General features: G+C 50.9%; 15 protein-coding genes. 7 read left to right on the forward strand and 8 right to left on the reverse strand.

The features are described 5' to 3' along the window. From A7983_RS03490 to A7983_RS03515, 6 genes are all read right to left on the reverse strand, one after another. Positions 1-468: a hypothetical protein gene (locus tag A7983_RS03490; protein ID WP_005975039.1), complete on the reverse strand. Its 468-nt coding sequence runs from the start codon at positions 466-468 to the stop codon at positions 1-3. Between the two features lie 291 nt (positions 469-759). Next, positions 760-1,713 (reverse strand): HpcH/HpaI aldolase/citrate lyase family protein, encoded by a 954-nt coding sequence (locus A7983_RS03495; RefSeq protein ID WP_005975043.1) that lies wholly within the window; start codon positions 1,711-1,713, stop codon positions 760-762. Beyond that, positions 1,713-2,795 carry a cysteine protease StiP family protein gene (locus tag A7983_RS03500; RefSeq protein ID WP_039478330.1) on the reverse strand — a complete coding sequence of 361 codons (1,083 nt, stop codon included), beginning with the start codon at positions 2,793-2,795 and terminating at the stop codon, positions 1,713-1,715. Before A7983_RS03500 ends, A7983_RS03495 begins: the two co-directional genes overlap by 1 nt. Next, a complete protein-coding gene (locus A7983_RS03505; protein ID WP_005975046.1) occupies positions 2,788-3,570 on the reverse strand; it encodes an HAD family hydrolase in 783 nt (260 codons plus the stop codon). Before A7983_RS03505 ends, A7983_RS03500 begins: the two co-directional genes overlap by 8 nt. Next, positions 3,563-4,705, reverse strand: a complete 1,143-nt coding sequence (locus A7983_RS03510) for a phosphoribosyltransferase domain-containing protein (RefSeq protein WP_005975049.1) — start codon at positions 4,703-4,705, stop codon at positions 3,563-3,565. Before A7983_RS03510 ends, A7983_RS03505 begins: the two co-directional genes overlap by 8 nt. 6 nt (positions 4,706-4,711) lie before the next feature. After that, on the reverse strand, positions 4,712-5,776 hold the full coding sequence (locus tag A7983_RS03515; RefSeq protein ID WP_039478332.1) for an ATP-grasp domain-containing protein: 1,065 nt from the start codon (positions 5,774-5,776) through the stop codon (positions 4,712-4,714). Between the two features lie 322 nt (positions 5,777-6,098). Between A7983_RS03515 and A7983_RS03520 the strand changes: the two genes are divergently transcribed. The 6 genes from A7983_RS03520 (at position 6,099) to A7983_RS03545 (ending at position 10,663) form a co-directional block, all read left to right on the forward strand. Further along, a complete protein-coding gene (locus A7983_RS03520; protein ID WP_005975055.1) occupies positions 6,099-6,680 on the forward strand; it encodes a TerD family protein in 582 nt (193 codons plus the stop codon). Then, positions 6,680-7,834, forward strand: a complete 1,155-nt coding sequence (locus tag A7983_RS03525) for a TerD family protein (protein WP_005975057.1) — start codon at positions 6,680-6,682, stop codon at positions 7,832-7,834. The genes A7983_RS03520 and A7983_RS03525 overlap by 1 nt, the downstream gene beginning before the upstream one ends. A gap of 23 nt (positions 7,835-7,857) precedes the next feature. Further along, complete coding sequence (locus A7983_RS03530; RefSeq protein ID WP_005975059.1) at positions 7,858-8,313, forward strand: tellurite resistance TerB family protein; 456 nt, start codon at positions 7,858-7,860, stop codon at positions 8,311-8,313. A gap of 25 nt (positions 8,314-8,338) precedes the next feature. After that, positions 8,339-9,382, forward strand: a complete 1,044-nt coding sequence (locus A7983_RS03535) for a TerC/Alx family metal homeostasis membrane protein (RefSeq protein ID WP_005975061.1) — start codon at positions 8,339-8,341, stop codon at positions 9,380-9,382. 52 nt (positions 9,383-9,434) lie between these two features. After that, positions 9,435-10,013, forward strand: coding sequence for a TerD family protein (locus tag A7983_RS03540; RefSeq protein ID WP_005975063.1), 579 nt, complete (start codon positions 9,435-9,437; stop codon positions 10,011-10,013). Between the two features lie 74 nt (positions 10,014-10,087). Next, positions 10,088-10,663 (forward strand): TerD family protein, encoded by a 576-nt coding sequence (locus A7983_RS03545; protein WP_005975065.1) that lies wholly within the window; start codon positions 10,088-10,090, stop codon positions 10,661-10,663. A gap of 42 nt (positions 10,664-10,705) precedes the next feature. On the opposite strand, the gene A7983_RS03550 is transcribed toward A7983_RS03545, so the two are convergent. Continuing rightward, positions 10,706-11,389: an HAD-IB family hydrolase gene (locus A7983_RS03550; RefSeq protein WP_005975067.1), complete on the reverse strand. Its 684-nt coding sequence runs from the start codon at positions 11,387-11,389 to the stop codon at positions 10,706-10,708. Between the two features lie 15 nt (positions 11,390-11,404). Next, positions 11,405-12,226 carry a DeoR/GlpR family DNA-binding transcription regulator gene (locus tag A7983_RS03555; RefSeq protein WP_039478333.1) on the reverse strand — a complete coding sequence of 274 codons (822 nt, stop codon included), beginning with the start codon at positions 12,224-12,226 and terminating at the stop codon, positions 11,405-11,407. Positions 12,227-12,638: 412 nt separating this feature from the next. On the opposite strand from A7983_RS03555, the gene A7983_RS03560 reads away from it, so the two are divergent. Beyond that, positions 12,639-13,397 carry an IclR family transcriptional regulator gene (locus tag A7983_RS03560; protein ID WP_005975072.1) on the forward strand — a complete coding sequence of 253 codons (759 nt, stop codon included), beginning with the start codon at positions 12,639-12,641 and terminating at the stop codon, positions 13,395-13,397. Positions 13,398-13,417: the final 20 nt, after the last annotated feature.

Raw genomic sequence — 13,417 nt, forward strand, 5'->3', positions numbered from 1 at the left:
CTATTTTTGCGAGGGTGAAGACGAACGAATCAGTTCATCAGCACATTTACCGATCAGCATTTCCACCGCTTCGCTACGCGTGACGTCTTTCAGGCGTGCCAATGTATCGATCTTACGCAACACCGACATTCTTAATGACAGGGAGACGGCTTTCTTTTTTTCTTTATCCAGAAAGACCCGGCTGACCGTTCCTTCTTCTTTCAATTCGGCATTGGACGCGAGCGCCTGCGCCATATGGCGTAACGTCTTTTTATCGAGCTGCCCGGGCTGGATCATCTGATAAGCATGTAGAGATTTGCTGTACTTTATCTCAGCAGCATAGTCGCTTCTCAACTCCTTCAGTACCCGAGTCAACGTCGGTTCCGAACAACCCAGTGCAGTGATGATCTGCGTTGCGGCAACGGGCTTCCCCGTCCCCAGAATATTAGCAAGACGGAAAACGCGTACCTGACGGGTGCTTAGTTGCATAGAGAATCACACCCTGTATTCCAGGACAACGATCGTATGGGCTGAAAAATAAGTGTGTTCACTGACATTTTTCTCGATGACTCTCTCATGCTAATCGCCGTCATTTCTGAGCGTGGACAGACAATGTAGGTGACAACGGATAAACGCTCTCTCCTGCATCCTTAAGTAAAATTTTAAACGTTTTTTACTCTAACAGACAAATTTTCAACGTGAGATAAACCAGAGACGATATAGAGCAACGCCCCCAACCAGAATAGGGTGTATACCCGATTAACCGCCTATCCGATCGCTTCAATGATTATGGGTCGCCGCGATAAAGCGAGCCCCCAGATTTTGCTCTGATGCGATGCCATAGACCTTCGCACGTTCCAAAATCCCCGATGCCCAGCGCCGATGCGTGGCCGGTTCGCACATCGACCCTTGAGATTTAAAGACCGCCTGGCTGGAGTTCAGAATACGCAAGGCATCCGCATAGTCGGTAGCAGACACCATCAGCGCCTGCTCAATGATATCAATTTGATTGGGATGAATAGCCGTTTTGCCGACCAATCCGTGCGCCATATCCAACGCCAACTCACGTGACATGATGTGGTGGTCATCAATATGTTCACAGACTGGCGCGGTCAACGCGAAATTCCGTGCCGCAAATATCGAGACCAACATTTTGATCACGTACCCCATCGGCCCATCATATAAAGTCAGATGGCGCGACCGCCGCAGTGAGATCACGTTCATCAGATCGTTGCCGCCAATACGCAAAGCAATAATGCGCTCATGGCAGGGGTGAGACTGGAGTTGTGTAGCCAGCTCACGCATCTGCACTACATCGAAAACATCTTCTGTCTCCAGCGTTGGCATCATACACAGTTCGCTATTCCGCACCACTTCCCACCACTGTGGCAATGAAGCTAGGGTAAATTTGGGCAACACTAATCCATCTAGCGGACTCAGGTCCATTTCATGCGCCAGCCAGCGGCCCATCTCAGCGTCGCGCGGACGAACAAAAACCAACGGCCAATCGGCTTTTCCATTAGCTTGTTTCGCCTGCGCTAATGTCGTCAGAAGCTCACGAAGCCGCAACAGCGCCAGAGGGACATCGCTTTCCGCGACGGCATCTTCAAGGCAAATAACTAGAGAGCGCAGTCCGCTAATTTTATCGGTCAAAATAACGTCAGCGATATCGGTACGCGTCGCGGGCATATAGAGCGTCGCACCTAAATTCCAGGGAGAAAGCCTTTTATTCATCAGTGCACCTTTTTGATAATGGTCACCGCGCGGTACTGACCGATTTCATCGCCGACTTCAGTAATCGTGATTCCCTTTTCCTTCGCAAGATAAACCAACAGCGCAACATCGGGATCGTCCATCGTTTGTACCAGGACATGATCCGGCACCCGACGCAACACCGCACGGGTCGCTTCAGCAATACCTGGTTTGATTCTATTGATGCTATCGATGTCATAGCGTTCAGCCAGAGTATGGATCACCCTTTCACTCTGTTGTTGAAGATAATACTGCCGTTCTGGCGTTGATTCACAGCATGACAAGCCCACGAAAGAGGAGGTGCGACGCAACGCCTCAACCGTATCCGCCAGCATTTGGCTGCACTCATAGCCCTTAAGGTGCTCGCATATCACGCAGCCGTGTAGTCCTTGCGCCGCCCACAACGATCGGGATATCAGACCCGAAACAGGAGCGCCCATGATCCCAAACGGAATCAGCCAGTCATCATTGCTCGCCGACAGCCAGGCACAGCCGCAGGGATCCGCCAGTACCACCAGACGTGGCTGTTCGGGATACCCTTCTCTTCCCTTCAGGGATCGGATCAACTCTCCCGTGATAGCGCCTTTACCGGTCCAGCCATCAACAAACACAATGCCCTCGCTGCCGTGACGCGCCTCAATCCATTCCAGCGCGGTTTTATCAATGCCCCGATCGCGGATAATGCTGATGCCATAATGGTAAGACGTTTTCCCCATGGCACGCAGTGCTCGGTGCAGCATCACACCAAGCGGAACACCGGCACGAACCAAGCTGGTCAATACCACTGGCGTATCGGCAAAACGCTGTGCCAGCGTTTGCGCAAGCATCTGCACTTCTCGCGCCAAACGCCCGCCCTCTTGTTCAAGCGCGCGGGAGAAAAGTTCGAGGTGCCAGACCGTCGGTTCCGGCTCCTGACTCAGCATATCTGAATAGTGCTTAGCACCCGACTGAATCAGCCGCTCCTTCTCCTCCACTGGCGTCACGTCTATCTCGACGGGCTGAAGCAAAAAATGGATATCGTTTGGCAAGTAGGAACCAGAGAAAGGCGTGATGTCGTCATGCATCTTGGGCGTCTCCGAAAATACGGCGGGCGATGGCTTCGGCAAACTGACTTTGCCGAGGCAATCCGTACCAGGTGCAGAGTGTCATAAAGCGATGATCGCTGAGGCTATCGCCTAAACCAATCACGGGAAAGGTGCCTCGTTCCGCGCGCAATTTGTTGAGCAAATAGGTTACTGCCCGCCCCTTCTCTACCGGATCGGGTAGCCAGGCAACGTTGTTGCTGTTGCGATGCAGATAAAAACCCTGTGTCGGATAGCGCTGCTCTATTTCATCGGCAATGGCGTAGAGTTCTTCGATTTGGGTGCTATCGCGGTGCTTCATCACCAGATAAATCGGCGTATCGCCATATTCGTAATTAATCCGCGCCCAGCCGTTAATATTGCGCTCAGCCATCAGCTCAGTGATACCGTGCTGCATCGTGTGAAGCTGTTCCGCATACGGTGCCAGAGCAGTCAATATCTGCGCTTTCCAGACAGGCTCAGGTTCACCTTGCGGGGTAAGAATGACAGCGCCATGCGTGGTCACGGCCCAGGAACGGAAAGGAATGGCCACACGGGCAATTTCTTCCGTCCCGCGCGCCGTCACGGGGATCAGTTCCGCATATTCCAGCATCCAATCCACCAGCATGGCCTGCTCTTCGGTCATAAAGCTGCGCGGCGTCAGGCTGGGATCCAGCGCCCCCGTTCGATAAGGTTCAAGCGCCAACTCATTCACCATCTTACGTCGCGTCTGAAACAGCGTGTCGTCAAGATCGGAAAAAATAACGGGCTTAGTCATAGCTGATAATCTCCACGCTGGGCGCTACCGTCGCCAGCGCATCGAGTAATTGGGGATCGACACTCTCTGACGGCGTTTCCACGCAGAGCAAAATACGATCGAAACGTTGATGCATCACGTTGTAGACAAAATTCGCAATACCTAGCCCGTAATTGTCATTGAACGTTATCGCCGACTGAATGGCGAACCCGGTCGCGATAGGCGATCGTGTGGTAGAGCTGAACTTAACGTCAGCCCCCTGCGCTTGCAAATGCTCCGCCAGTAAAAAAGGTTCCCAAACAAACTCACTACTGCCCAGAACCAATATTTTTTCACTCGGCGCTACACGCAAATCACGCCCTAAATCCCCCGCAGGTTCGGCCATACCCACGCGTCCCCAGCTCTGTTTTCCCGTGATGGCAACGTTACCGCGCGCCGTGACATTCACCGTCGGCATAATGGGAAGAGGTGCATCCGGTTTGGGCACCCATTGCCAGTCGCCCTGAACTAGAGAAATAGACTGAAGGGGTAAAGGACAACGCTGTGCGAGCGCGCTACCGCTCCAGTCGGTCAGTGTGACAGCAAACACCTGCTGCAAGTGCGCAAGCCATGTGGTTTCTCGCAGGGCAGCCAGTAAATTAATGAACGTATTGCCCGTCGTCGCTTCATCATCAATCAGTATCAGAGTACGTGCTTCACGCACGCGGCGACGTAACAACGCATCCTCGGGAAGATAGATCAAGTGATCGGTGGCGTGACTATGCGCTTCCTTAAATTCACAGAGCAGCTCAGCGTCTTGCGGGTGGCGCGTGGAGGTCAAATAAACCGGCTCACTGACCCGTTGCCTCACCTCATCAAAAATACCTGCCCCTAAGCCTACCGCCGTTTCGGCCATGCCGATAAACAGCACTGGTCCCTCGATAGAATCCGGGAGCTGCTCTGCAAGCTGACGGTACACACCGCGCATCGTTGCAGGAGAAACAGGAATGTGTCGTCCTAGTACCTTACTAACAAACAGGAAAGCGCGCTTAGGGTTACGACGTTCAGCAATATCAAACAAGGTATCCAGCGCCGCCACGCCGCCAGTTGGCGTGACGCTGAGCGTGCCACAGGAAAGATCGCGGGTATAGACGGGCTGTTGTGGAATCGGTGACATTGTGGCTTACCCTTCCTGAAGTCGGTTAGACAGCGTAGTCTGGTAGCGGACAACATCCGTTATGGTGCGCACGGTCGCGGGCTCAAAGGCTTCCGCCGCCAGTTCGACCACCTGCTGCGCACTCAGCAATTCCAACTGCCGCATGGCGAATAATCCAGGCAGGTTTACACCACTAAAACGGGTATAGCCGATCCCCCCGGAAGGACGCATGTTGATCTCGAGCAGTTGAGGGACACCATCATCATTGTGGCGGGTCTGCACGTTGACTAGCCCATCCGCTTGCATCGACTCCGCACAGGCAATGGCGAGCTGGTAAGCTTCGCCGCTGTTTTCCAGATATTGCAGCGCACCAACCTTACGCCGCGCCACTGCGGCCAGCACTTTGCCTTTTTCTACCAGCATATCGACAGAATATTCCGGGCCAGGCAGGTAAGGCATCAGCACCAGCGGCGCAAAGTTTCCCGCTTCGCTCTGTGCATGTAGGTAGTGCTCTGGAGCAACCACACGCCTTTCTGGGTGGGTAAATACCGCCATCGGTGAGGCGCTATCATCAAAACGCCAAAAACCCATGCCATAAATGCCTGTTACGGGTTTAACACACAACGGCGCACCGGAAAAAGGTGCCGCAGCGATCTGCTGTCGGAGTTCATCAACGGAGGACACGCGAATCGAAGGTACGACGGCTAGCCCTAGTTTCTCCATTTCATGAGCAAAAGAGACTTTGTCATCGGCTATCAGTAGAGACTCAACATTGGCGGTGCCGGTAGTGAGTTTCACGCCAAGCGATTCAATTTCATGTCGATGGTTTTCGCACCAGCGGCCATGCCGACCGGCATGGATCGCATGGATCCCCTGCGTTTTGACGGTCGTCAGAATAAATGAGAGGCGTTCAGTCTCGTCCTTTGGCTCCAGGAATGCACGATCGGCAAGCGACAGAATTTCATTACGCTCATTACGATGAGAAGCAAAAATGGTGACATCCGCATCGCGGATTTCAGCAAATGACTTAATCGCCAAAATCATATCACGCTGGGAAGACAAGCCTTCCATTAGCCAAATTCTCTGTGTCATTGGTATGCATTCCCGTGCTGTGTTGCCTGATTGAGTTAAGCGCATTGAGTCTATTGACGCCACGATGATATGTCAATCATATGATGATTCACATTAAGTAAAGAAAAAATCTGATCTAGATGATTGAAAATATTAAGTAAAAAACAGTAAATTAATGATAATTATATTATATATTCATATAAATCAATATCATATTAAATTTAAAAAAATAAAAGATAAAAAGTTTTTTGCTCATAAACTACATCATGATATGATTTTTTCAAGAATGGAATTTGGTGTAAAAAGCGTTGTTCTTTTCAATACCTTTATAAGGAATGTGGCTATGGTTTCTTTAAGTAAAAACCAGACGATTTCTCTCAGCAAACAGTCTTCTGCTATCAGTAATCTTCACTTTGGGCTCGGCTGGGATCCAGTGAAAAAGAAAGGTCTCTTAGGGGGACTATTTGGCGGTAATGCGTCAATCGATCTTGATGCAGGATGCGTATTGCTCGACAAATCGGGTAATGAGATCGACACCGTATGGTTTCGTAAATTGAAGTCATCCTGTGGATCGGTAGTACACAGCGGAGACAACCTGACTGGCGAGGGAGACGGCGATGACGAAGTGATCCGCGTTGACCTGAACCGGCTCCCACAAAACGTCGAGTTCCTGGCATTTACCGTCAATAGCTTCCGTGGCCAAACGTTTAATGAAGTTGAAAATGCATTCTGCCGCGTCGTTGATCAGGCCAATAAAGAACAGGCTCGTTATCAGTTGACCGAACAAGGCTCTCATACCGGGATCGTTATCGCTTCACTGCGCCGCAATAATGGCCAGTGGGATTTCACCGCGCATGGGCAGGCCTGTCGTGGTCGCACCATTAGTGATATGCACGCTGATATCGTTGCTGCGGTGGTGCGCTAATGAATCTGACCCCAGGCGGTAACGCCCCCGTCCCCAACAAAGCGTTGCAGGTTCGCATACTCTCCGGTGCGGCAGTCGATGCCAGTGCTTTCCGTCTGTTTGCAACAGGCAAGGTACAGGGCGACACAGATATGGTGTTTTATGGTCAGCCACGCAATGATGACGGCAGCGTCAGTCTGATGCATGAAGGGCACAACACCATCTTCACTATCGACGTCACTCGACTAAAGCCAGAAGTACAGAAGGTTGCCTTTACCGTTGCCTGTGAAGGTAGTCAAACCATCGCGAATTTACAGCGGCTCAACATTCAGGTTGAGGCTGATAATGAGGTTCTGGTTAACGGCAATGTCGAACTGGCAGGGCGTCAGGAAGCGGCACTGATCCTGGGAGAACTTTATCGTCGTAACAATGACTGGAAGTTTCGCTTTATTGCGCAGGGATTTAACGGCGGCCTACAGCCCCTTGCCGAGCACTTCGGCGTCGACGTGGCAGCCCCTGCCGCACACGCTGAACCGACGCCTCCTCCGGCACCACCAGCTACAAGCCGCATCAATCTGAGCAAGGTGTCACTTACCAAAGAAAAACCGGCCATTAGCCTGGAAAAACGGGATAACTTCGGTGAGATTCGCATCAACTTGAACTGGCATCGCGAGGCCAAAGCGTCTGGCCTGCGTGGGATGTTTGGTGGCAGTAACGGCGTCGATCTCGACCTCGGTGCATTTGTCGAAATGCAAGACGGTCACAAAACCGTGGTTCAGGCCTTGGGCAACCGCTTTGGTGATTATCAGGACGAACCCTTTGTCCTGCTCAAAGGTGATGACCGTACTGGCGATGTATCAGAAGGCGAATGGCTGCATATCAATGGGCGCGAATGGAAGAATCTGCGTCAGGTGCTGATTTACGCCTTTATTTACGAAGGTGTGCCTAGCTGGAATAAAACCGATGGTGTGGTCACGCTGCACATCCCCGATCAACCCCCGATCGAAACCCGAATGACGGAAGGACAAGATAGCCGCAGTATGTGTGCGGTTGCGCGTCTGGTCAATGAAGGTGGAAGCATCAAGGTCGAGCGTATCAACCAGTTCTTCCGTGACCACGGCGAGATGGATAACGCACTTGGCTGGGGGTTCCGCTGGAAGGCGGGCTCAAAATAGTTTCATTTTACGAGGGTTTCAACATGAGTTTTCTTAATAAGGTTAAAGGCGCTTTTAATGCCAGCCGAGAAGAGTTGACGAAACAGGTCGGACGCTTCAAGAACAAGAAATTTCTGCAAGGTACTGTCGCCGTCTGTGTCCGCATCGCGGTATCCAGCGGCGGCGTGAGTACAGAAGAAAAACAGAAGATGATCGGCTTTCTCAAATCATCAGAAGAGTTAAAAGTATTTGATACTGCTGAAGTTATTGAATTCTTTAACAAACTGGTTGCCAGTTTCGATTTCGATGAAGAGGTCGGAAAAGGTGAAACCATGAAATACATCCTGGCGCTCAAAGATCAACCTGAAGCCGCACAGCTAGCTCTGCGAGTCGGCATTGCGGTTGCCAAAAGTGACGGTGATTTCGATGCAGCAGAACAACATGCCGTGCGAGAGATCGCGACAGCGCTTGGGTTTCAACCAGCCGATTTCGGCCTTTGATGTCAATATCCTCTAAGGGTTATCTATGGTATCCACTCATATCGGCTTCCCGACAGAAACCGTCATTGTTTTCATAGCACTGGCCGTCGGGGCCATTTTTATCGACCTGTTCATGCACCGCCATGACAAGCCGATTTCGTTGAAAAGCGCAGCGCTGTGGTCTGTGTTCTGGGTCATTGTGGCGATGGCTTTTGCCGGTTTTCTCTATATTCATCACGGTACTGAGGTCGCCAGCCTGTTTATTACCGGCTATGCGCTGGAAAAAGTGCTATCGGTGGATAACCTGTTCGTGATGATGGCGATCTTCTCCTGGTTCTCCGTTCCCGATCGTTACCGTCACCGCGTACTCTACTGGGGGATCATCGGGGCCATCGTGTTCCGTGGTATTTTCGTCGCGATCGGTACTGGGCTGCTCAGTCTGGGGCCGTATGTCGAAATCGTCTTTGCTCTGATCGTTGCCTGGACCGCCGTCATGATGCTGAAAAGCGGCGACGATGACGAAGAGATCGAAGATTACTCACAGCACCTCGCTTACCGTTTGGTAAAACGCTTCTTCCCTATCTGGCCAAAATTGAGAGGCCACGCGTTTCTGTTAAACCAGAAAGAAGTGGACGAAGAACTGGCCAAGCCGGAAAACAAAGACGTCACAATTGGCCGTGGAAGCAAAGCCGCCTTCTACGCCACGCCACTGATGCTTTGTGTCGCGGTAGTCGAACTTTCTGACGTGATGTTCGCCTTTGACTCAGTTCCCGCTATTATTGCCGTGAGCCGTGAGCCGCTGATTGTTTACAGTGCGATGATGTTCGCCATCCTTGGCTTGCGTACACTCTACTTTGTACTGGAAGCACTGAAACAATATCTGGTTCATCTGGAAAAAGCCGTTATTGTGTTGCTGTTCTTTATTGCTGCCAAGCTTGGCCTGAATGCAACCGATCACATATGGCACCACGGCTACAGCATCTCGGCAACCACCAGCCTGCTCGTTGTTCTGGGCGTACTGGCGCTGGGCATTGTCATCAGCATAATGTTCCCAGCCAAACCCGATGCTGAGGAGAACAAGGAGAGTTAATCTTCTGCTCCTAACACTACATTCTGAAATATCAACTTAAGAGGTTAATTTAATGAGCGTTTCTCTTTCTAAAGGCGGTAATGTCTCACTGAGCAAAGCAGCACCGACGATGAAAAATGTCTTAGTCGGTCTTGGCTGGGATGCACGCGCGACGGATGGTCAGGACTTTGACCTGGATGCGTCAGCATTCCTGCTCAATGCAAATGGCAAAGTCCGTGGCGATACCGACTTCATTTTCTACAATAACTTGAAGTCTGCTGATGGCTCAGTGGCCCACACCGGCGATAACCGTACAGGCGCGGGTGATGGAGATGACGAATCATTGAAAATTAAGCTGGATCTGATTCCGGCTGAGGTCGACAAAATCGTTTTCGTTGTCACTATCCATGATGCACAGGTCCGTAACCAGAGCTTTGGTCAGGTATCCGGCGCGTTCATTCGCCTGGTAAACGATGACACCCAAACAGAAATCGCACGCTATGACCTGACTGAAGATGCTTCCACTGAAACAGCCATGCTGTTCGGTGAACTGTATCGTCATAATACGGAGTGGAAATTCCGTGCTGTCGGTCAGGGCTATGCGGGTGGTTTGGCATCGGTTTGCTCACAATACGGTATCAACGCATCCTGATAGACCTCACCTTGTCTTTTCCTTTGGGCAGTCTTGAACTGCCCAGTAATCCACGCTAAAGCAGGAGCTATAAAATGGCAGTTTCTCTGGTAAAAGGCGGCAATGTATCCCTAACGAAAGAAGCACCAACCATGAATGTTGCCATGGTCGGCCTAGGATGGGATGCGCGTGTCACCGATGGACAGGCGTTCGATCTGGATGCATCAGTATTTATGGTGGGAGAAGATGGTAAGGTACTGTCTGACGCTAATTTTATTTTCTTCAATAACAAACTGAGCCCTTGTGCCTCTGTTGAGCACCAAGGCGATAACCGCACCGGAGAAGGTGACGGCGACGATGAGCAAGTAAAAATTCATCTGGCGAAGGTGCCGGCTGAAGTGAAAAAGCTGGTGTTTTCCGTGACGATTTATGATGCCGAAGGCCGTAAACAAAATTTCGGTATGGTCAGCAACAGTTTCATGCGCGTCTATAACAACGATACCAGTGCTGAAATTGCGCGTTTCGATCTGTCTGAAGATGCGTCCACCGAAACCGCTATGGTTTTTGGCGAACTATACCGTAATGGCACCGAGTGGAAATTCAAGGCTGTAGGTCAAGGCTTTGCGGGCGGATTGTCAGCCCTTGCTGCTCAACACGGCGTCAATGTGTGATTGATACGGTCTCCCCGACTTAGGTCGGGGAGTTTCTTCATGTTAAGGATGAACCTTAATCACGCCCGATAGAAGTAGCCGTTCCGAAAGTGGTTTGCGCCGCAGCCAGCGCGGATGAAAATGACGCCAGTGCGCATCATGGGCGGACGCCAACAGCTCGTAGTCGCCACGGGTATCACCCCATGCGCGTATATGGTATTGGTTTAGCGGGCCATACACGCTTTCCAAACGCTGCACCTTATAACTACATCGACAGTTATGCCCGTTAATCTTTCCGGTCAGTATTCCGTTTTCTACCTCAAGCTGCGTCCCAATCAGTTTCACACCGAGTCGCTCGGCAAAAGGACGTAACACGATCTCAGGCGATGCTGAACAGAGTGTCACTTCAGCTCCGGAATGCAATTCCGCAGCGACGCCAAGCACCCCAGACTTACGCATTAACGTATTCCACTTACGTTGACAAAACGCTTCTGCTTTTTCCTGTATCCAGGATGCCTCGATGCCAGAAAGAAACGTGGCGATGAGATATTCTTTTAGCTCGTCACGTGTCAATTTACGCTGCACACAGCGTGCAGAGGGCAACACCAGATGCATCATGCGTCGGGCAAAAACACGCTTGCCGAAGGCAAAACGTAAAAAAGGAATAAAGCTATCGTGGTAGGTCAAGGTTCCATCAAAATCGAAAACCGACAGAACCTGACGAGTCCCATTGAACTCAGTATTCATTGCCAAACTCTCCTGTCAGCCGCCAACCAACGTAAGATTAAATGTTTTACCTTTCAGTTGCGCCTGTACGTCGGGCACTAACGCGCTGTCGGTGATGATATCGGTCAGATCTGACAACGGTGTCACGCAGAACAGGGAATACGCCCCATATTTACTGCTATCGGCCAGCAACACCCGGCGGCTGGCATTTGCGCCAAGATCTTGCTTCACACCCGCTTTTTCTTCCGTCGGTGTGGTCACCCCTTTATCCAGACTCCACGAGTTGCAGCTAATAAACGCAATATCGGGATAAATGTTGCGTAACAAGCGGCGACCATGCTCGCCGATACAGGATTGGCTGCTGTCATCAATACGCCCGCCAATAATCGTCACTTCAATCTGCTTGAATTCAGACAGAAATAACGCAATTTGCAAATCGGCGGTAATCACACGCAGCGGCAGATGCGTTAAGTTACGCGCCAATTCCAGCATCGTCGTTCCCGCATCCAGCACTACCGCGCTACCCGGCGTCACCAATGTGGCGGCATAACGCGCAATCGCCTGCTTTTCCTGAAGATTGCGATGCTGTTTCTCGTTCGTGGTCGGCTGGGAAGGAATAAAGCGATTAAGCGTCACGCCACCATGACTACGGCTAATCACCCCCTGCTCATCCAGCTTGATTAAATCACGACGGATCGTCGCCGGAGAAGCGTCGATCACAGACACCAGTTCCTCTACCGTCACCAGATTATGGCTTTTCAGATAATCCATGATCTGATCAAGGCGGCTTTGTCCTTTTACTTTATCCCCGCTCATGCGGAAAGCATCGGTTAATGTAGGATCCACGGCGATATCCATCTTACTGTTGTTAAGCTATGCCTTAAATAATTCACGTCGCAAGCAGGCGGAAAGCGAATGCACCTGCTGCTTGAAATATGACGGCTATCTGTATTCTTGTCTGCAGGATACCAGAAACCGCCCCAAACACGGGAAAGAAGATATCCTGCAATGCGTGCTGTATCGCGTTTTATTCCCGTTATACCGCAAATTATCTGGGTGTTAGCGACATAACATATTTGGGAAAGGCTGATGGGGTTGCAGCCTGATTCTATCATCGGAAATATGCAGCGTATGGAATAACTTCTGAGGTAAATGAACGCGATAATGTCGTTATCAGTCCCGAACCGCCCGATGCGGAAAATTGATTTACCCCGACTGACGTAGTACCATCTGGCACTCTCCTTATTCGTCATAACCATTTGGTTTTCCTATGCCAATCATCCAATCGGTGGAACGCGCGTTACGTATTCTGGATCTCTTCGATGAGTATAATGTTGAGATCAAGATTACTGATATCAGCACGCAAATAGGGTTACACAAAAGTACCCTGCATTCCCTGTTGAAAACGCTTCAGGTTGCTGGCTATATCGACCAAAACAAAGAGAACGGTAAATACCGACTGGGTATGAAACTGGTTGAGCGCGGCAATTTAGTGGTGAACTCCATTGATATTCGTGAAAAAGCCCGTAGCTATCTGCTCGATCTGGCGTCACAAACAGGCCAAACCACGCATTTGGCGATCCTTGATGGCAAAGAAGCCGTGTACATCGATAAAGTGGAAGGGAAACTGGCGGTCATTACGTTTTCCCGCATCGGTCGCCGTTTGCCGATCCACGCGACGGCAATAGGCAAAGTACTGATGGCCTTCACACAAGAGGAAGAAGTCAATACGCTCTTGCAGGGTTACGATTTTACCCGACAAACCCCCAATACCCTTGTCGATAGGGAGGCATTCCTGAAAGAGTTGGAGTTTGTGCGTCAACATGGTTATGCCCTGGATAATCAGGAAAATGAGCAAGGCGTTCGCTGTATTTCTGTCCCTATCTGGAACCACGCTCGCCGTATCATCGCAGCCATAAGTATGTCCACGTTGACCAATCGCGTATCGGACAACGACATCAACGAGTACATTTTGTTGCTGAAAGAGGCCTCAAAAGCCTTGTCGCAACGGCTCGGCTACGAAGGCTGAAGTGAAGCGTGCGCTCTGGC

This window comes from Pectobacterium wasabiae CFBP 3304, from assembly GCF_001742185.1.
GTDB lineage: Bacteria > Pseudomonadota > Gammaproteobacteria > Enterobacterales > Enterobacteriaceae > Pectobacterium > Pectobacterium wasabiae.